The following is a 19,676-nucleotide window of genomic DNA, read 5'->3' on the forward strand; positions in this document are numbered from 1 at the left end:
CCCGCCGCACGGGGATGGCTGGCGGCCGGCACCCGTGACCCTGACGAGTAACACGATGGCTGATTTACCGATCAATGACCTAAACGTCGAATCCAACGAGACGCTGATCACGCCCGATCAGCTCAAGCGCGAAATCCCCCTGAGCGACGCTGCCCTGCAGACCGTCACCAAGGGCCGCGAAGTCATCCGTGAGATTCTCGACGGCACCGACCACCGCCTCTTTGTGGTGATTGGCCCATGCTCGATCCACGACCTCAAGGCCGCCCACGAATACGCTGAGCGCCTCAAAGTGCTGGCGGCAGAAGTGTCCGACACCTTGTACCTGGTCATGCGCGTCTATTTCGAGAAGCCGCGTACCACCGTCGGCTGGAAAGGCTTGATCAACGACCCGTACCTGGACGACTCGTTCAAGATCCAGGATGGCTTGCACATCGGTCGCCAGTTGCTGCTGGACCTGGCTGAAATGGGCCTGCCCACCGCTACCGAAGCACTGGACCCGATCTCCCCGCAGTACCTGCAGGACCTGATCAGTTGGTCGGCCATCGGCGCGCGTACCACCGAGTCCCAGACCCACCGCGAAATGGCGTCCGGCCTGTCCTCGGCCGTGGGCTTCAAGAACGGCACCGACGGCGGCCTGACCGTGGCGATCAACGCGCTGCAATCGGTCTCCAGCCCTCACCGGTTCCTGGGCATCAACCAGGAAGGCGGCGTTTCCATCGTGACCACCAAGGGCAATGCCTATGGTCACGTGGTGCTGCGCGGCGGCAACGGCAAGCCCAACTATGATTCGGTCAGCGTTGCGTTGTGCGAGCAAGCGCTGAACAAGGCCAAGATCAAGCCGAACATCATGGTCGATTGCAGCCACGCCAACTCCAACAAGGATCCGGCCCTGCAGCCGTTGGTGATGGAAAACGTTGCCAACCAGATCCTCGAAGGCAACCAGTCGATCATCGGCCTGATGGTCGAGAGCCATTTGAACTGGGGTTGCCAGGCCATTCCAAAAGACCTGGCCGACTTGCAGTACGGCGTGTCGATCACCGATGCCTGCATCGACTGGGTCGCCACCGAAAACACCCTGCGCAGCATGCACGCCAAGCTCAAGGACGTATTGCCAACACGCAAACGCACCTGAACCTCAATTGCGCACACAAAAACGCCGGGCTAAACCCGGCGTTTTTTATTGTCTGCTGATCGCTCAGAGCTTCGCGGCATGGCGCTGGTGGCGCTCCATGTAGCGTTCCACATAGGAGCAGGACGGGATCACCGTGTAGCCAGCGTCTTCGGCGAACTTCAGGGCCTCTTCGGTCAGCGCCGCCGCAATACCACGGCCCCGCAGTGCGTTGGGCACGAAGGTCCGATAGATATCCAGGGTCTGCTTACCGAGGTCCATATAGGTCAGATAGGCACGATGACCGTCCACATTGGTCTCGAACTGATGACCAGCCTGGTCATGGTGGATGGACAACGCCTCGCTCATCACTACTCCTCGCGGGTCTTGAATTCTGACCCCTACCTTACCGATGTTTTTCCGGCGAAGGAACATCTACGCCACCCCGTGCCGGTTTCGACAACGAGAAAACCTTGAGCGCTCACAACCAGCACGTAGGGAATAGTAGGCACCAATCCTGCAATTGCTCAAGGCGCACTCGTCATTCCCTGCCGCTGGTGGATATAGAAAGGGCCTCGACCAAACACTGGTCGAAAGCCTGAACATTGCCGGCAGTTGAACCTTGAGACGAACAGGCGCTCTTAAAGTCACCTCTACATGCGTAAAAGATGCCAGGCCCAGCAACGCCGATCGCAACGTAAGTGTCGGCGCAGATATATAAATTTTCATCTATTTACAAGGCTTAACACATGCAGGCCGGCCCTTTCAGCCTGGATCCAATCTTCACCCAAATGAAAAAATCTGGACGGTTTTTATACAAACCTCCAAAAGATTAGCCAAAATAGATTCGGCGCGAGAATTTTTTTTGCTTCTTGCGCTACGTCAGTTTACTTACTACAAGTAATGGGTAGTATGTACGCCGGCTATTTGCTCACTCTGAGAAAGTAGCCATTTAATAGAAAGTCCTTGAAGGGGAACACGATGAACAACGTTCTGAAATTCTCTGCTCTGGCTCTGGCCGCAGTTCTGGCTACCGGTTGCAGCAGCGTCTCCAAAGAAACCGAAGCTCGTCTGACTGCAACTGAAGACGCAGCAGCTCGCTCCCAGGCCCGTGCAGACGAAGCCTACCGTAAAGCTGATGAAGCTCTGGCTGCTGCTCAAAAAGCACAACAGACTGCTGACGAAGCTAACGAGCGCGCTCTGCGCATGCTTGAAAAAGCTAGCCGCAAGTAATAATCCCTCGGGGTTGTTATCAAGCCGATCCATTTATGGGTCGGCTTTTTTATTGCCTGAATGTGGGAGGGGGCTTGCTGCCGATGGCGGTGTCTCAGTAAACGCATCCGTTACTGAACCACCACATCGGGAGCAAGCCCCCTCCCACACGTTTTACTGCTGAAGATCGATTGGCGCGCTGGAGGCCACCGGTGCGCCACCCGGCACACCGATCTCGGTCGGCAGGCCATCTTCCGCCGCGACCACGTCGCGTACCTGATCCCAGTTCACCCGCAACTGGTTGGCCAGGTCTTCACGCTTGAGCAAGGCGTTGATCACCGCCGTGTGTTTGTCGACAACCGATGGCGTTCCGTCATCGTTCAACGGTGTATGCGCTTCCAGATAAACCTTGCCGCCGCTGCTGCCGAACTTGTAGGCATCGTTGATGATGCGCACCGAAGTGCCCACCGGCACCATGCCAGCCATCTCCAGCACATTATTGTTGAACATGCGGAAGCAACCGTGACTGGTACGTGTGCCGATGCCGAACTTCATGTTTGAACCGTGGATCAGGTAACCCGGTGTGCCCAGGGTGAACTTGAACGGGCCCAACGGGTTATCCGGGCCGGCAGGCACCACGTTCGGCAATGGATCACCGTTGGCAGCGTGTTCGGCCTTGATCGAGGCCGGCGGCGTCCAGGTCGGGTTAGGCGTCTTGGCGATGATGCTGGTATGGGCAATCGGCGAGCCCCAGCCTTCACGGCCAATCCCCAACGGGAAGGTGTAGACCACGTTTTGGCCCTTGGGGAAATAGTAGAGCCGGTATTCCGCCAGATTGATGACGATGCCCTCGCGAGGCCCCGGCGGCAGGATAAACCGTGTCGGCAGCACGATCTCGGTGCCCGCCCCCGGCAACCAGGCATCGATACCCGGGTTGGCCGCGACCATTTCCGAATAGCCCAGGTCGTACGTGGTGCCCAGGTCGGCGAAAGTGTCTTCGTACTTGGCCTTGATTACCTGGACCTGACCAACGATATCTTCACCCGATGGTGGCAAGGGCAGCTGCAAAGCGGATGCAGAGCCCGCCGCACAGAACGCAGCGAGAGACAGGCAGCAGGTGACGACGGAGAGGCGCGACAACATCCGGAAAATCCTTCGCAGAACAACGGGTAGGTAAAAATCGATTGTATACGTGATGTGAGCTTCTAGCTGCAAGCGTGTAGCGGCTCCTAGAGCTCGAAACGCAGCTCCGGCCAGATCGGCGGCGTGCCGCGCTTCTGGGACTCAAGAATGGCTCGGCACAAGGGGCACAGGCGCTGATCCTGGAAAATCGAGCGATCGACCAGCGACCAGCGAGGTTGCGCTGGCAGCAAGGTACCGCACAGCGTGCGATCGATGGAGCCGCCCAGTTCCAGCTGACGCGTCACCAGATGCACCCGCACTTCCTGGCAGGCGAACAGATCCAGCTGCTCGTCCGGCTCGATCAGTTGGTAGTTAAACAGGGACCAGGCAGGACGCGACATCGGGGGCTCCAGATCGGGGGGGCGCCACCTTAGCCGAAAGCCTGCCGGTAGAAAAGCGTCATAGCAGCGGTTTTAGCGTCGGCCAGACATTTTCCAGCAACTTGCCCTGGGCAGCGACCGCCGGGTGCAGCCCGTCCGCCTGCATCAACTCCGGATGGCCGCCGACGCCTTCAAGGAAAAACGGCACCAAAGGCACCTTTTTTTGCTCGGCGACATCGCCGAATACCTTCGCGAAGGCATCGACATAACGCTTCCCGTAGTTGGGCGGAATCTGCATGCCCAGCAAAAGCACCTTGGCGCCGCTGTCCTGGGACTTCTGGATCATCGAAGCAAGATTTTGTTGCAATTGCGCAGGGGGCTGGCCACGAAGGCCGTCATTGCCACCCAATTCGATAACCACTACGTCAGGCTTATGCTCTGCAAGCGCCGCCGGCAGCCGCGCGAGGCCTCCAGCACTGGTATCGCCACTGATGGACGCGTTGACCACTTTATCGTCGAAACCTTCCTTCTTGAGCCGTTGCTCCAGCAAGGCAACCCACCCTTTGCGTGTATCCAGGCCGAAACCGGCACTGATACTATCGCCAACGATCAGGACTGTACCCGCCGCTGCGTTCTGGGCCATGCACATCAAGGCCAGGCCAGCACTCAAAAACCACATTCGCATCGGATTCTCCATGGGCGCAAGCATTCTCACCGCGCGGAACCTTAGCAAAGTGGTTCCCAGCGCGGAAGGTGAACTGACTATCCTGCACGAACTGAGCCTGGAACTGAACAAGGGCGATAGCCTCGCTATCGTCGGCAGTTCCGGCTCCGGCAAATCCACCCTCCTTGGCCTGCTGGCCGGCCTCGACCTGCCCAGCAGCGGCGAAGTGACCCTCGCCGGACAAGCCCTCAGCACCCTCGACGAAGACCAGCGTGCGCGTATCCGCGCCGAACATGTGGGCTTTGTATTCCAGTCTTTCCAACTGCTCGACAGCCTCAATGCGCTGGAGAACGTCATGCTGCCGTTGGAGCTGGATGGCCGCAAAGATGCCCGCGAGCGCGCCAAACACCTGCTGGAGCGCGTGGGCCTCGGCCAACGCCTGACCCACTCGCCGCGACAACTCTCCGGTGGTGAGCAGCAACGGGTAGCCATTGCCCGTGCCTTTGCCGCCGAACCGGACGTGCTGTTTGCCGACGAACCCACCGGCAACCTCGACAGCCACACCGGCGAGCGCATCAGCGACCTGCTGTTCGAACTCAATAAAGAGAGCGGCACGACCCTGGTGCTGGTCACTCACGACGAGCGCCTGGCCCACCGTTGCCGACGCCTGATCCGCCTTGAAGCCGGCCTGATGGTCGCGCCCCTGGAGCCTTGATGGCACGTATGCCGCTGTTGCGCCTGTTCAGCCTGGCCATGCGCCAATTACTGCGCGATGCCCGCGCCGGCGAATTGCGCGTGTTGTTCTTCGCGCTGCTGGTGGCTGTGGCCGCCAGTACCGCTATCGGTTATTTCGGCGCCCGCCTCAACGGCGCCATGATGCTGCGTGCCACCGAGTTCCTTGGCGCCGACCTGGTGCTGGAAGGAAGCTCACCTGCCCGCACCGAGCAAATCCGCTCCGGGACCGAGCTGGGCCTGGATCACGCTCGCGTCGTGGAGTTCTCCAGTGTTATCGCCACCGATAACGGTATCCAGCTCTCCAGCATCAAGGCGGTCAACGAGCAATACCCGTTGCGAGGCGAACTGAAGAGCGCGGCCGCGCCCTTTGGCGATGAAACCCCAGGCGGCGGCCCCAAACCCGGTGAAGCCTGGGTGGAGGCGCGACTGCTGACGGCATTGGATCTCAAGGTCGGCGACAGCGTCGATGTCGGCATGAAAACCCTGCGCCTGGCCCGCGTGCTCACCTACGAACCGGATCGCGCCGGCAACTTCTACAGCCTCACGCCGAGGGTGATGATCAACCTGGCGGACCTGGATGCCACCGGCGTGGTCCAGCCCGGCAGCCGCGTCAGCTACCGTGAACTGTGGCGCGGGCCTCAGGGCAGCACAGCGCTGCAAACCTATCGTGACCTGCTCAAGCCGGGCCTGGCCGCCAACCAGCGCCTGCAGGACTCACGGGACGGGAACCAGCAGATTGGCGGCGCCCTGGGCAAGGCCGAGCGCTATCTGAACATGGCCAGCCTGGTCGCCGTGCTGCTGGCTGGCGTGGCCGTCGCCTTATCGGCCAACCGCTTTGCCACCCGACGCTTCGACGCCAGTGCACTGCTGCGCTGCCTGGGATTGTCACGACGCGAAGCCATGTTGCTGTTCAGCCTGCAACTGACGGTGCTGGGTTTGCTGGCGAGCCTGGCCGGCGCCCTGCTTGGCTGGCTGGCGCAGTTTGGCCTGTTCTATTTCCTGCACGACTTGCTGCCGGCAGATGTGCCCCCCGGCGGACTGCTGCCGGCTGTTGCCGGGATCGGCACCGGGCTGGTCGCGCTCGCGGGTTTTGCCCTACCACCGCTGGCCGCACTCGGGCGCGTACCGCCGCTACGCGTATTGCGGCGCGACCTGCTGCCCATCCCGTCCAGCACCTGGATGGTCTATGGCGCTGCGCTGTTTGCCCTCGGCCTGATCATGTGGCGCCTGAGCCTGGATCTGGTGCTGACCTTCGCCCTGCTGGGCGGCGGCGTGGTGGCGGCGCTGGTCCTTGGCGGCTTGCTTCTGCTGCTGTTGCAAAGCCTGCGGCGTCTTCTGGCTCGTGCCTCCCTGCCCTGGAGATTGGGCCTGGGCCAACTGCTGCGCCACCCATTGGCAGCGGCCGGCCAGTCACTGGCGTTTGGCTTGATCCTATTGTCCATGGGCTTGATCGCCTTGCTGCGTGGCGAATTGCTCGATACCTGGCAAAACCAGTTGCCCAAGGATGCGCCCAACTATTTCGCGCTGAACATCCTGCCGGCCGACAAGGACGCCTTTGGCGCCCGCCTGCTGGAAGTGCAGGCCCAATCCGCGCCACTTTACCCTGTGGTGCCGGGGCGGCTGATCAGTATCAACGGCGAGCCGGTGCAGGACATTGTCAGCAAGGACTCCAGCGGCGACCGCGCAGTACAACGCGACCTGAGCCTGACTTGGGCCGCCGACCTGCCGCCTGGCAATGCCCTGACCTCAGGTTCGTGGTGGTCACAACAACCGACTGATGAGATACCGGGTGTGTCGGTAGAGGCCAAGGTCGCAGAAAGCCTCAAGCTCAAGCTGGACGATCACCTGGTGTTCACCATCGCCGGGGAGAATCGTGAAGCGCGGGTCACCAGCCTGCGAACCATCAACTGGGATAACTTCCAGCCGAACTTCTTCATGATTTTCCAGCCGGGGACCTTGAAGGACCTGCCTGCCACCTACCTGACCAGCTTCTACCTCGCGCCAGGGCATGACCAACAGATCGTCGATCTGTCGCGAGCCTTTCCGGCGGTGACGATCCTGCAGGTCGAGGCTCTGCTGGAGCAGTTGCGCAGCATCCTCGCCCAAGTGACCCTCGCGGTGGAATACGTGCTGTTGTTTGTGCTGGCTGCGGGAATGGCCGTGTTGTTCTCGGGCCTACAGGCCACTTTGGACGAGCGCATCCGCCAAGGCGCACTGCTGCGGGCGTTGGGCGCTGAGCGCAAGTTGCTGGTCAAGGCGCGGCGTATCGAGTTTGGCTTACTAGGCGCCGTCAGTGGCTTGCTGGCAGCACTGGGCACCGAACTGGTGACGTGGGTGCTGTACCGTTATGCCTTCGACCTGGCCTGGCACCCGCACCCGTGGTTGTTGCTACTCCCGGTAATCGGCGCCGTACTGATCGGTGCCGCCGGTGTATTCGGCACACGCCGCGCGTTGAATGCCAGCCCGCTGACGGTATTGCGCGAAGGCTGAAACGCCGATGGCCCGCACTCTTTAACGAATGCGGGCCATCATTGCCTACTTCACATATTCAATTGCGGTGATCCACCAGCACACTTCACCACCTGGCGTCTGCACGATGGCCTCATCGTCGACTTCCTTGCGCAACAAGGCACGAGCCATCGGTGAGTCAATGGATATGTAATCCATCCGATCGTAAATCTCGTCATAGCCAACGATGCGAAAACGCTTGGTCTCGCCCTGCTCGTTTTCAATATCCACCCACGCGCCAAAAAAGACCTTCCCTTCCTGCTCGGGCATGTACTCCACCACGCGCATGTCTTCCAGGCGCTTGCGCAAGTAGCGCACACGTCGGTCGATTTCGCGCAGCAGCTTCTTGTTGTACTGGTAGTCGGCATTCTCGCTGCGATCCCCCAGAGAGGCGGCCCACGTCACCTTGCGCGTGGTATCCGGGCGCTTCTCGCGCCACAGATAATCCAGCTCTTTCTTCAGCGCTTCATGACCTTCTTTGGTAATCAGCTTGGTACTCAAACGCTTGCATCCCCAGGCAATGTCCACAGGTGCCGATAGACCAGGCAATCACACCCGGCTTCGGTTGGCTGGCACTGATAATAAATGAACCCGGGAAAGTAGCCAGGCCAGTCTAACCATCCATGGCCTGATCCAGTTCAAGCAGCATACCGCGCAAACTCTGGCGCAAGCCTGACACTTGCGAGGTCATCACCTTCAGGGCTTCGGTCCGCTGGCTGACAGCCAACGACTGGTCATGCAGTTGAGTGATGCGCTGTTCCAATTCCCGGCCCCTTTCATCCAGCTGACGTTGCTCTTGCTGCAATCGGGCCTGCCATTGATCAAGCGCCGTTTCCCGCTCGATGGCAGCAAGTTTTTGTTGGGTCAGTTCCTGAGCGACGCGAGCAAGGTTGGTCAGCGTACTGTCCACTTCGAACAAGGTACTCTGGGACAGTGGAGCCAGATGCTTCGGCTGCTCCGGGACGTCTGGCACATTCGGGACAACAGGCTCTGCCGGCACCATGGTCATGGGCATCTCGACGGGGGCCTGTCGCGGCTCTTCCACCGTAGGCTCATGAATCGGCAGCCGGGGAGGCTCAACCGGATTTACACCCCTGGTAGGCGCGCTCATTTTCGATGAGAAGCGAATGGAGGGCACGATTAATGAAGCGCTTTCGATTGCCGGCATCACCGGGGCAGACATACCCAGAGTAATGACTTTCATCACCAACGCCTTCTTGATGATCACCGAGTGATGTTCCTCGGGCCTGGCGGGTGGCAGCTTGCAGCCTTTCAAATCGACAAAATGGTAAGGCACCTGGGTTTCGGTAACAGCACCCGCCTTGGCCCCCGATGCCGCTGATATGAGAATCTGCTTGAACACATGCATTGCCACTTGCAGGTCTTCCTTGGATTCAACACCACCCAAAAAATACCGATCAAGTTTTTTGCGCAAGGCCGCGATATACACCCTGGAACTCGCCGGTTCCACCTCTTCATCCAGGCTATAAACAAGGAAGTTGGAGGCAATCTGACCTACAGCAAACCCACAGAGCAATGCACCGTTGACCGGAGCATCCTGACCGTCGCGTTCAAGAACAAGGGTACGTAGAAGCATCATGGTAATCAGGCCTCATTACAAAATTCGGAAAGTCTCTATAACCTTCAGATAAACCCTCGACAATCAAAGGCTCAAAAAGCACAAAACAATTGTTCCAGCGATTTACTCGGCACGCACGTAGGACTTTCCTTATTAAGGCTGATCGACGTTCCCAAAAACAGCTATTACTCGTACCCTTTTTCAACCCCACTTATAAGTCGCATTAAAATAAATGATAGAAATAATCAACCTGACAAAACATTCAAACAAGAAAAAAATAATCAGCGATTTCTCATTTAGCGCAAACAAACAGGAATGCCTGGGACTGTTCGGGAAAGATCCTACAGTTAAAACCGCACTACTCGATTTGATTTCGGGTTCGAGCGCACCGTCCAGCGGACATATACTTATTCAAAACCTCAACACTAAAGCCCATCCACTTAAAACAAAAAAAATCATTGGTTACCAACGTCAGAGGTGCCTCAGTCATCCTACGATTTCGGTTAAAGAGTTCCTCGACTATATGGCCACCCTTCGCGGACTCCGTGGCAATGAAAAACGCGCACGGGTAGAACAAGTCGCTACACAACTGGAATTATTGCCAGTCCTCAACGCCTCCCTAGATGTTCTTTCTACCGGTTTAAAGCGCAAAGTCGCGATTGCCCAGGCCATCCTGCATGCACCGGCTTTGCTATTGCTGGATGAACCTACCGAGGGATTAACGCCTGACCAGAAACAAAAATTCAGGGTGCTCATACAGTCATTGACGCAAGACATGACGGTGATCGTTGCGTCCCGCCATTGCGATGAATTGTCCGAGTTCTGTACGCGCGCGCTGGTTATCGCAGGCGATCGCTTGGTAACCGATACCCCCATGCCGGATTTACAAAGCGACTCCCGCCATTTCCAAGCCGTGACCCTGGCTTCAGACATGCCCTTGGACTTGCTCGCCCTCGCTGTGCTGCCTGGGGTCGCGGGCATCGAGGAGCATCGGCATGCCCCTGGCACGGTGACCGTCCTGGCCATGCCAGGACATACCATCTACCCGCACATCAACACGCTCATTGCCAATCGCCGCTGGAAAATCAACTCACTGAATCTAGAGCCTGGTCGCATAAGCGATGTGGTTCACCATCTGAGCCGAGAGGCCTCTCTTTGAAACTGCTGTCCGCCATTTTCAAGCGTCAGTTCGCTCACTATGCCAGCGCACCCGGCACCTACGTGAGTGTCGCCATCTTTTCAGTAACGTCCGTGACATTGGGGTTGCACATGAGCCCGTGGCCGGCACAAGACAACAGCCACTTGCAGATTTTCTTCCAGTTACACCCCTGGCTCTATTTGTTATTGATCCCCCTACTGGCGGCGCAACTCTGGTCGGACGAGTCCAACTCAGGATTTCTCGACCTGATGAAAACATTGCCGATCACAACATTTGAATGGGTCGTCGGAAAGTTCCTGGCCGCCTGGGTCGTGGTAGGCATAGCCCTGATATTGACATTCCCCCTCGTCATCATTACCAACTACTTGGGCAAGGCAGACAACAGCGTTATTGCCTCACAATTTGTGTCGAGCTGGCTGTTGGCAGGGAGTTATTTATCGGTCGGTTGTTTCATGTTCACACTAGTACGTCAGCGCACCGCCCTGTTCATACTGACAGTGGCCTTGCTGCTCGTCGTCAGCGGCCTTTCTTATTTACTCGATGCACTTGAGCATCAGGCCCCGATCTGGGCGGTAGACAGCCTGGTCTCGCTCAACCCTTTTTCAAGGTACAGCGCGATCGACAATGGAAAACTCGCGCTTCGCGACACGCTTTACTTCATCAGCACAATCCTGACCTTTCTAGCAGCGACGACAGTAACCCTCAACTACAAGCACAGCTGAGAAGGAAAGCCCTCCATGCGACCTACTCTGCGCACCGGCATGACTCTTATCGTCATTTTGTTATTATTTTTGGCGTTCAACTTAGTGTGGGTCGCAAAGCTTCCTGATATCCGCTGGGATTTATCACGAGAGAAAACCCACACCCTGTCTCCTCAAGCCCAACAATTACTCGCGTCATTGGAAAATCCCCTGGACGTGTATTACTTCAATGCCCACAACGACCCGAAACGAAGCTACGCCTTGAAACGCTATGGCAAGCGCATCGAGGACGTATTGCTGGAGTACGAAAAAGCAGCGAAGGGCATGATCAACCTACACCTTATTGATCCCAAACCTTTTTCAGAAGATGCCTACAAAGCCAAGCTGTTCGGTCTCGACGACACTGCGGGCTTCCTGGGGCTGATCGGCACCCGCGCCGGGCACGGAGCGCAACGCATCGAATCGTTCAGCCTTGACCGGGAGCCATTGCTCGAATACGAAATCAGCCATCTGATCCATAAACTGCAACACCCAGAGCGAGCCGTCATAGGGCTGGTGCCAGGGTTGGAGATAGGGGCGTCAGCTGGCCGCTTGCTGAAGGAACTGCAGCGACACTTCAACCTGGTCAATCTGGGCGCAAACGCCGAGCGCATACCGGAGCAGGTCAAAACGCTCATGGTCGTGCATCCACGGGCACTGCCTGAGCGGTCACTGTATGAGATTGAACAATTTGTATTGAAGGGCGGTAGATTAATGATGTTTATCGATCCCCTCAGCGAGCAACACTCGAACACGCGTGCGCCCCATAACCGGCTGACTGAGTTGCTTGCGGCTTGGGGTATACAGATGCAGGAGGACAAGTTTCTAGTCGACAACCGCTATGCCGCGTCAATGACATCAGCACCCGGTCAGCCAGCAACGTCGCACCCAGGCGGTTTGGATCTGCCTCCCCAGGCAATGAATGCACACGACATCAGCAGCCGCAAAGTGAACAACGTAGCGGTATCGAGTAGCGGCGCCCTCACGCGTCGCCAAAAAGCGCGCACCACCTTCACCCTTCTCCTGCAAAGCTCTGGCCAATCTGTGTTGGTGGAAACCAACCGATTTGCCTCTCCAAACGAGTTCGACTCAATGGCCGATGAGGCGTCCACTCAAGCGCAACGCCATGTGATTGCCGCTCGCATAGAGGGTCCGGCTTATTCCGTATTCCCAGACAGCCTCGAAGGGCAGCCAGCAGGTGTGCAAAAAGCGGCGCTCATCCATGTGGTAGTGGTTGCCGACACTGACTTGCTGACAGATCAAGTCAACAGCACGGCGCCCCACGGCAACACCCTGTTTGTGTTGAATACACTGGATAACTTGTCCGCAAGCGATGCGCTGCTCAATATCCGCCCACGCGCGGTGGCGAACAGGTCACCGAACATGCTCGAACGAATGCGTGACGACGCTGCACACACATACAGTGAGAAGGCGAGTGAGTTGGAGCGGCGCCTGCTACGTACTGAGCAGGAATGGAAAAGGCTGAGCCCAGAGCCCACCAACCTCAGTTCCCAGGCAGTAGACAGCACCGCCCAACTGCTTGCACTCAACAAAGAGCGCCTGCGCTTACCCATGGAATTGCATGCCTTGAAGGCCGAGGCATACGCACGTGTGCACTTCCTGGAGTTCGCTATGAAACTGGTGGTGGCGTTGGCGATCCCGATGACGCTGTGCCTGATTGCCTGGGTGGTGCTTCTAGGTAACCGACGACGTCGCTTGCGAGCGGACGCCGTACGTCACTGAGGCTCTAACGCCTGGCAATCAGCCCCTGACGGGCAATGCGGGTCAACTCTCGGATGACCTCCTGCGCGTTGCTGGCGCTGGGCGCCTGAATAACCGCCAGGTCGAAGCTGTTATTTGCAAAGCGGGCCAGGGAATCGCCGTCTTCGACAAACTGGATCAGGAACGCCGAAGGCCGACCGGTGCGACGTGGCCAGCCGTCCAGATAACGTAGCAACGTCGGCTGGTGCTTGCCGCCCAAGAGGATTTTTGGATTGCGTTGAGTGAGGTCCGCAGTGATCGGAGCCAGGCGTATCAGGGGGCGTAGTGCATTCATCGTGTCGTGTCTCTGCCTCAAAAGTCTGCGGGCAGGTGAGAGGCAACACCGAACCAGCGCTTTAGCGGTATTTCGAAGCTGTCTCCTCAGGGGAAAACACGCTTCTGTCGGGCTGCATTGAGTCCCAGTGGCGCCCCGCAATTAGCTGTTTAAATCGGCGCATGGACAGCATCCTAGAGAAGCCGAAGGGCCGATGTCAAGAATCCAGAGCAATGAAAAGGCCCGCACATGGCGGGCCTCTTCGGGGTGCTGCAGAGCGGTCAGTTAGCGATGGCGCGGTCGGCAGACAGTTTGCCCGCACCTTCCAGCAGCACCGCCAGGGAACCGCCCAACAAGGCCAGTGCGAACTCATAACCGTTGTTGGCCATGAACAGGCCGTTGTGGATGTGTACCGAGAAGATCGCCACCAGCGACAGAATGGTCAGGCCCAATGCCGCCGGGCGCACCAGCAAACCGATGATCAGCGCCAGGCCGGCGAAGAACTCGGTTCCGCCCGACAGCAGCGCCATCAGGGTACCCGGTGCCAGGCCGATGCTTTCCATCCATTGCGCAGTGCCCGCCAAGCCATAGCCGCCAAACCAACCGAAGAGTTTTTGCGAACCGTGGGCGGCAAAGATGATGCCGACGACAATGCGCAGGACGGTCAGACCGTAGCCGGCACGGGTGGACAGCAGGCTTTTAATCATTGGGCTCATGGGGTAAATCCTTTTCGAAGTAGGTTGGTTGGCCGCTATATTAATCAGTTTAAGCAATGATAAAAGCCGAAAAAATGCCTAATTAATATCGATAAAATAGATTATTTGCGTGAGACAATCTTCGCCGCTGGCGGCTCCAGGGACTCCCGCTCCCGATCAAACGCCAAGTAGTACTTGTTCACGCTATTAACATAGCTGACGCCGCCCATCCCTACCTGCTCCATGGCAATGCGCTCCACCTGGAAGAACCATTGGTTGGGATTCAGTCCCCGGCGCTTGGCCTCGGTGCGCATCCCTTGCACCCGCTCCGGCCCCATGTTGTAGGCCGCCAGTACAAAGGCCATGCGTTCGCGCTCGTTGAGCTTGGGGCTGGAAAAGAACTTGCGACGGATCAACGCCAGGTAACGCGCGCCTGCTTGTACATTACTGTCGAGATTTTCGATGTTGCTGACGCCCACCCGTTGCGCCGCGGAGGGTGTGATCTGCATCAGCCCGGTAGGGCCGCCGCTGTTGCGCGCCCCAGGGTCGAGGGCAGATTCCTTGAAGGCCAGTGCGGCCAGGTTCAGCCAGTCCATGCCCTGTTCACGGGCGTGTTTTTGCAGCACAGGGCGTAGTTTTTCCAGGCGCTGACGGTCTGCACGGGCCAGCGGATTACGCACTTGGTAGAGGCGTCTATAGATACGCTGGAATGCCACGTCCTGATCTGACGGCGTGCGATAGGTCTTGAGAAATCGATCAATACTGGCCCGCAGCATCGAAGCATCCTGGCGCACAAACCAGTATTCATCGCCGGGCTCGCTGATGACGACTTGTTTGTCGAAGCGCAACTTGGGCAGGATCTTCGACCAGCGTTCGGCAATCGGTTTCTCGACGATAGTGAGATGAAAAATCCCCGCCTGGACCATTTCCAGTACGTCTTCCACCGCCAGGGTCGGGTCCACCCATTCCACCTTGACCGGTGGCTGCTTGTGCAGGGCCAGCTTCTGATTGACCTGGCTGATGGCGTCCGCCGCCGCACTGCCGGTGGTCAGCGCCAGGGTTCGCCCAGACAATTGCTCCAACTTGGTAAACCGCCGCTCACCCTTAACACCCACCAGCCACAACGGAACATCGCTGGCAATCGGGTCACTGGTGCTGACTTTATGAGCCGCCTTCACATCCAGTAATTCGCCAGGCGCCACCAGATCGCCTTCGCCACGGGCCAGCGCGCCGAGCAACTGGTCCTTGGCCTTGGGGATAATCTTGAGGTTGATTTCCTGGCCATCCCGGGCGTGACCATTGAGGTATTGCTCAAAGGCGCGCAGGCGGTGGTATTCGACACCGATCGCCTGGCCCTGCACTTCGCCTGAGCTGTTGCGGCTCTGGTTGACCAATACCCGCAGGGTGCGGCTGGAACGAATTTGCGCCAGGTCACGAACCTTGCCGGGCTTGGTCACTTCCAGCGGCCCGTCCAGACGCGCAACCGCTGCCATGGGCAGCAATAACGTCAGGCACAATATAAGCAACGCCGAGGGTCGGATCATCCGCTCTCCGGAAAGAATACTGGCCAACGCGCTCGCGAAAAACGACGCGGTGGGGGTCAGAAACAGAGCGCTTTATGCGCAGGCTTTGCGCGCAACGGTGGCACAGTGCAAGGCGTTCAGCCAACCACCATGTCACTTGCGACGTTCAAAGACAGCTATAACTCGTTGTAGTTCTTCGTTTTTCTTATAAATCTACAGCTCTGATATGCTTTCCGGCCGCAGGCGGAGATAGCACCATGCAACTCATTGATATCGGCGTCAACCTGACCAACTCCAGTTTCGACGACAAGCACCAGGCCGTTCTCGACCGCGCCTACGCCGCCGGCGTGCAACAACTGGTACTCACCGGCACCAGCGTCGACGGTAGCGCACAGGCCCTGGAGCTGTGCGTCAACCTCGACGAAAGCGGCCAACGCCTGTTCAGTACCGCAGGTATCCACCCACACTCCGCCAGCGACTGGAACGGCGATAGCGCCCAGCGTTTGCGCGGTTTGCTCGGTGAGTCCCGGGTACGTGCGGTGGGCGAATGCGGCCTGGATTTCAATCGGGATTTCTCACCGCGCCCACAACAGGAAAAAGTCCTGGAAAAACACTTGGCCCTCGCCGTCGAACTAAAGCTTCCGGTGTTTCTCCATGAGCGTGACGCCAACCAACGCCTGCTGGAGATTCTCAAGGACTACCGCGACCACCTGACCGCCGCCGTGGTGCATTGTTTTACCGGCGAACAGGCGGCGCTGTTCAGCTACCTCGACCTCGATTTGCACATTGGCATCACCGGCTGGATCTGCGACGAACGCCGTGGGACACACCTGCACCCGCTCGTCAGGGAAATTCCCCGAGGCCGTCTGATGCTGGAAAGCGATGCGCCTTACCTGCTGCCCCGCACCCTACGCCCCAAACCGAAAAATGGTCGTAACGAGCCGGCCTACCTGACAGAAGTCCTGCGCGAAGTTGCCCTGCACCGCAATGAAAGCGCGCAAGACCTGGCCGAACACAGCACTGCCTGTTCCCGCGCTTTTTTTGGGTTGCCGACCGTGGATTGATGCGGCGCATTGACCCACGTCAAAACCGGCTTTCTGAATAGCGGCACAATAATGGCACCTTGCCAATGCTGTTTCCGCTATCAGAGAAAACCTTCCATGGGTGCCTGGCTTAGCAATATCTCGCTGAAGTACAAATTCTGGGCCGTCAACGCGGTTGCCTTCATCACCACCCTCCTGCTGGTGCTGTACGCCGTGCAGCTCGAACAACAGGCGCGCATCACCGCGTCCCAAGCGTCGGCGCAGGCCCAGGGGCGATTGCTGGGTGCCTGGCCAACCGATCAGCCACTGCCGAAGGACGCGCACTGGCTGACGTTTGCGCGAGGCCAAGTCCCACAGCTCGGCGATCTGGATCTGTCAGCCCTGAGCACCACCACCGGTTGGGTCGAACTCAATCACATGCCGCTGTTTGGCGAGAATCCATTGATGGGCGCCGAAGTCATCGCCCGCCCGGACGGGCAATATATTGGCGTGCTTGCCTATGCACCAAGCTTGAGCCAGGTGTTCGGCGAACGCTTCGTCAATTACGCCGTGGCGGTGGCAATCTTGATGCTCGCGATGCTGGGCGCTTCGCAGTTGCTGATCCGCTTCCTGCTCAGTCAGCTCAACACGCTCAAGGACGTCATGCTGCACGTGGAAAAAACCGGCGATCTATCGGCCCGCGTCCCCCTGGCCTGCAAAGATGAAGTCGGCCAGATGGCCAGCGCGTTCAATGCCATGCAGGCTGGCTACCAACGCGTGGTCAGCACCGTGGCGCGCACTGCCCGGCAACTCGACGAAGGCGCCGCGCGCCTGGCCAGCAGCATGAACGAGGTGCAACACGGCATGCTCGGCCAGCAAAGCGAGACCGACCAGGCCGCCACCGCCATCAACGAAATGACCGCCACCGTCTATCACATCGCCCAACATGCCGGCGCCACCCGGGACTTGTCCCAGACCGCCGACACCCTCGCCGGCAGCGGCCAGGCAGTCGTGACGCGGGTAAGACACTCGATTGCCGGGCTGTCCAGCGGTGTGCAACAAACCGCCGAAATGATCCAGAAGCTCGCCGAAGACAGCCAGAAAATCAACGGCGTGGTCAGCGTGATCCACAGCATCGCCGAACAGACCAACCTGCTCGCCCTCAACGCCGCCATCGAAGCCGCCAGGGCCGGAGAAATGGGCCGGGGTTTTGCCGTGGTCGCCGACGAAGTGCGCAACCTGGCCAAACGCGTGCAAAGCTCCACCGACGAAATCACCCGCATGGTCTCAGCGCTACAAGCGGGCACCCGCGACGCGGTGGACTTTATGCAGGAAAGCTCGTTCAAGGCAGACGACTGCGTGCAACAAGCCCAAGAGGCCGGCGCGGCACTCGCCGAAATCACCGGCGCCGTGGCGCAAATGCGCGAGAGCAACACCCAGATTGCCGTCGCCGCCGAGCAACAAAGCCATGTGGCCGAAGAGATGAACCGCGCAGTGGTGAGCATTCGCGATGTGACCGAAAACACCGTGCAGCAGACCGTGGATTCGGCCACGACCAGCAATGAGCTGGCGACGCTGGCCGGGGAGTTGAGCAAAGCGATTGGGCAACTGAAGCTGTAGGACTTCCCTACCTGTAATCCGACTCCTACGCTAGCCCCACCATTTACCCGAAATTTTGGCGAAACCTCCTAGCCATGCTGGCGAATAACGCCGACTTCTTTATCTGACGAACCTCTCCAAAGTCTCTCGCCTGATGATTCAGTGCGAGGGACCGCCGATGTACTTCTCAATGACCGCCCTGCCACATAGGGCTGCCTCTTGATTCCCGTCATCGCCAGCTTCGTCCTGGCCCCCATGGATCCCAAGGCGCCAGATAGTGAGCGCGTCTTCGGAGACTTCCGTAATTGCCTGAACACCTTTGATGCCTGGGCCGAAAGCTTCTGGAGCGGTTCGGCGCTGGAGGTCGAGCAGGTCTTCAAGGTGGGCGACGAGGTAGAGCTGGTCGCGCCGGTTTCGTCCAAGGCACCCAGTAAAACGGTCGCCATGTGCAGTGCCCAGGGCTCGCTGACCCTGGTGCATATGTTCGAAAGCACCCGCTTTGTACCTATCGGCAATACGCCAGTGATGCTCCAAGCCATTGCGGCGGATGGCAGCCCGATGGGCGCGCCGCTGCATCGGACTATCGGCCCCAGCGGCATCCTCGAAATCACCGAGTGTGATCGCAATCAGCCGTACCAAATCACCTTCTACCCCACTGTGTCTCAGGATCACGTCAAGGCGCTGTATGCGTCTTATCAGTCGGTGATTGCGGGGCTAGAGGGTCGGCTGCGGGAAGAGTGGACGGCGACTTTCCAACCCCAATGGAAGGATTTTGCCAGCGCCAGCTCTTTGCAACGCAGCGCGATGCAGGGCGTGGCGTTTTCCACCGGGATGGCCAAGGCGCTCTACAACCTGTGGGACAACATTGCCCAGTTGTACGACCTGCTGGCGAATCTCAAGGCCAACAGCCAGCAGTTGTTGGCGTACCTCTCTCAGGCTGAGCTTGATGAACTACTGAAGCTGGGCAGCGAAGCGATTGCCAAGAGTTTGTTGGTGCTTAGCGATGAGCCGCTGTTGTTCATTTATGTCTCGGCGATCGTCAGCTGGATACGCCTGCTGCCACCGCCAGAGATGTATGAATTGCTGGGCGAGGTCACCGGTGAAGTGCTGATCAACCTGCTGCTGATGTGGGCGACGGCTGGGACGGGTGTGGCGCTACGCATGGGCGCACAGACGCTGAGCACTATCAAATCCAAACGGGCGCGGGCGTTGTTGGAGTTGCTGGCCGATCACCTCGTGGGGCCGAAGTTGGACGCGCACTCGGAGGCGCTCAAGCCTTTGCTCTTGGGCGGTGCAGCGACGCCGATCAAGGCAGTGCCGGCTGCGCCGTTGAAGGCTGGGGAGAATCTGGTTTCGAACGCGGTGCCGGCGGTTCGTAATAAGACTCAGCGGACGCTGTTGGTTCGCCAGGAACATGTCGACGACGCGCCTGCCGTGGCGACGAATCCGAAGGGGGATGCTGCTGCGGCTTCGGATAAGACCGTGACCAACGGCTGCCCGGTGTCGATGGTCACCGGCGAAGAATTACTTACGCTGACTGACGGTGTTTTAGACGGGATTCTGCCGTTTGAGTGGACACGGTTGTATCGCACCAG

The 19,676-nt window shown here is 58.6% G+C and carries 19 protein-coding genes; 10 read left to right on the forward strand and 9 right to left on the reverse strand.

Annotation, left to right across the window (positions count from 1 at the left end; genetic code table 11):
• The first annotated feature begins 55 nt into the window (after positions 1-55).
• Positions 56-1,132, forward strand: a complete 1,077-nt coding sequence (locus tag EJD88_RS19935) for a 3-deoxy-7-phosphoheptulonate synthase (RefSeq protein ID WP_158878820.1) — start codon at positions 56-58, stop codon at positions 1,130-1,132.
• Between the two features lie 63 nt (positions 1,133-1,195).
• On the opposite strand, the gene EJD88_RS19940 is transcribed toward EJD88_RS19935, so the two are convergent.
• Positions 1,196-1,477, reverse strand: a complete 282-nt coding sequence (locus EJD88_RS19940; RefSeq protein ID WP_064451529.1) for a GNAT family N-acetyltransferase — start codon at positions 1,475-1,477, stop codon at positions 1,196-1,198.
• A gap of 612 nt (positions 1,478-2,089) precedes the next feature.
• On the opposite strand from EJD88_RS19940, the gene oprI reads away from it, so the two are divergent.
• Positions 2,090-2,341, forward strand: a complete 252-nt coding sequence (gene oprI, locus EJD88_RS19945; RefSeq protein ID WP_003172710.1) for an outer membrane lipoprotei OprI — start codon at positions 2,090-2,092, stop codon at positions 2,339-2,341.
• 153 nt (positions 2,342-2,494) lie between these two features.
• On the opposite strand, the gene EJD88_RS19950 is transcribed toward oprI, so the two are convergent.
• The 3 genes from EJD88_RS19950 to EJD88_RS19960 all read right to left on the reverse strand — a co-directional run bounded on the left by EJD88_RS19950 (position 2,495) and on the right by EJD88_RS19960 (position 4,507).
• The gene (locus tag EJD88_RS19950; RefSeq protein ID WP_158878821.1) at positions 2,495-3,463 is read right to left on the reverse strand and encodes a L,D-transpeptidase family protein; all 969 of its coding nucleotides are present in this window, start codon (positions 3,461-3,463) and stop codon (positions 2,495-2,497) included.
• Between the two features lie 86 nt (positions 3,464-3,549).
• On the reverse strand, positions 3,550-3,843 hold the full coding sequence (locus tag EJD88_RS19955) for a hypothetical protein (protein WP_003172705.1): 294 nt from the start codon (positions 3,841-3,843) through the stop codon (positions 3,550-3,552).
• Positions 3,844-3,901: 58 nt separating this feature from the next.
• Positions 3,902-4,507, reverse strand: a complete 606-nt coding sequence (locus EJD88_RS19960) for an arylesterase (protein ID WP_160385058.1) — start codon at positions 4,505-4,507, stop codon at positions 3,902-3,904.
• A 10-nt stretch (positions 4,508-4,517) separates the two neighbouring features.
• On the opposite strand from EJD88_RS19960, the gene EJD88_RS19965 reads away from it, so the two are divergent.
• The gene (locus tag EJD88_RS19965) at positions 4,518-5,201 is read left to right on the forward strand and encodes an ABC transporter ATP-binding protein (protein WP_016972350.1); all 684 of its coding nucleotides are present in this window, start codon (positions 4,518-4,520) and stop codon (positions 5,199-5,201) included.
• The gene (locus tag EJD88_RS19970; protein WP_158878822.1) at positions 5,201-7,711 is read left to right on the forward strand and encodes an ABC transporter permease; all 2,511 of its coding nucleotides are present in this window, start codon (positions 5,201-5,203) and stop codon (positions 7,709-7,711) included. Before EJD88_RS19965 ends, EJD88_RS19970 begins: the two co-directional genes overlap by 1 nt.
• Before the next feature lie 45 nt (positions 7,712-7,756).
• Here EJD88_RS19970 and greB read toward each other — a convergent pair whose 3' ends face one another.
• Positions 7,757-8,230: a transcription elongation factor GreB gene (gene greB, locus EJD88_RS19975; RefSeq protein WP_053130756.1), complete on the reverse strand. Its 474-nt coding sequence runs from the start codon at positions 8,228-8,230 to the stop codon at positions 7,757-7,759.
• A 112-nt stretch (positions 8,231-8,342) separates the two neighbouring features.
• Complete coding sequence (locus tag EJD88_RS19980; RefSeq protein ID WP_099586823.1) at positions 8,343-9,329, reverse strand: hypothetical protein; 987 nt, start codon at positions 9,327-9,329, stop codon at positions 8,343-8,345.
• Positions 9,330-9,540: 211 nt separating this feature from the next.
• Between EJD88_RS19980 and EJD88_RS19985 the strand changes: the two genes are divergently transcribed.
• The 3 genes from EJD88_RS19985 to EJD88_RS19995 are packed head-to-tail and all read left to right on the forward strand — an operon-like array spanning position 9,541 to position 12,950.
• Positions 9,541-10,467 carry an ATP-binding cassette domain-containing protein gene (locus EJD88_RS19985; RefSeq protein ID WP_158878823.1) on the forward strand — a complete coding sequence of 309 codons (927 nt, stop codon included), beginning with the start codon at positions 9,541-9,543 and terminating at the stop codon, positions 10,465-10,467.
• Positions 10,464-11,189 carry a heme exporter protein CcmB gene (locus tag EJD88_RS19990; RefSeq protein ID WP_158878824.1) on the forward strand — a complete coding sequence of 242 codons (726 nt, stop codon included), beginning with the start codon at positions 10,464-10,466 and terminating at the stop codon, positions 11,187-11,189. Before EJD88_RS19985 ends, EJD88_RS19990 begins: the two co-directional genes overlap by 4 nt.
• A 15-nt stretch (positions 11,190-11,204) precedes the next feature.
• Positions 11,205-12,950, forward strand: coding sequence for a Gldg family protein (locus tag EJD88_RS19995; protein ID WP_158878825.1), 1,746 nt, complete (start codon positions 11,205-11,207; stop codon positions 12,948-12,950).
• A gap of 4 nt (positions 12,951-12,954) precedes the next feature.
• On the opposite strand, the gene EJD88_RS20000 is transcribed toward EJD88_RS19995, so the two are convergent.
• The 3 genes from EJD88_RS20000 to EJD88_RS20010 all read right to left on the reverse strand — a co-directional run bounded on the left by EJD88_RS20000 (position 12,955) and on the right by EJD88_RS20010 (position 15,481).
• A complete protein-coding gene (locus EJD88_RS20000) occupies positions 12,955-13,263 on the reverse strand; it encodes a hypothetical protein (RefSeq protein WP_099586827.1) in 309 nt (102 codons plus the stop codon).
• Between the two features lie 260 nt (positions 13,264-13,523).
• Positions 13,524-13,958 carry a DoxX family protein gene (locus EJD88_RS20005; RefSeq protein ID WP_099586828.1) on the reverse strand — a complete coding sequence of 145 codons (435 nt, stop codon included), beginning with the start codon at positions 13,956-13,958 and terminating at the stop codon, positions 13,524-13,526.
• Between the two features lie 101 nt (positions 13,959-14,059).
• Positions 14,060-15,481: a transglycosylase SLT domain-containing protein gene (locus EJD88_RS20010; protein ID WP_158878826.1), complete on the reverse strand. Its 1,422-nt coding sequence runs from the start codon at positions 15,479-15,481 to the stop codon at positions 14,060-14,062.
• Positions 15,482-15,717: 236 nt separating this feature from the next.
• On the opposite strand from EJD88_RS20010, the gene EJD88_RS20015 reads away from it, so the two are divergent.
• From EJD88_RS20015 to EJD88_RS20025, 3 genes are all read left to right on the forward strand, one after another.
• A complete protein-coding gene (locus tag EJD88_RS20015) occupies positions 15,718-16,524 on the forward strand; it encodes a TatD family hydrolase (RefSeq protein WP_158878827.1) in 807 nt (268 codons plus the stop codon).
• 96 nt (positions 16,525-16,620) lie between these two features.
• Entirely contained in the window at positions 16,621-18,102 is a 1,482-nt protein-coding gene (locus EJD88_RS20020; protein WP_158878828.1) for a methyl-accepting chemotaxis protein, read from the forward strand.
• A gap of 198 nt (positions 18,103-18,300) precedes the next feature.
• The coding region (locus tag EJD88_RS20025; protein ID WP_256673700.1) for a DUF6531 domain-containing protein at positions 18,301-19,676 on the forward strand (1,376 nt) is incomplete at its 3' end.

Source organism: Pseudomonas sp. PB105, from assembly GCF_009764655.1.
GTDB lineage: Bacteria > Pseudomonadota > Gammaproteobacteria > Pseudomonadales > Pseudomonadaceae > Aquipseudomonas > Aquipseudomonas cyclaminis.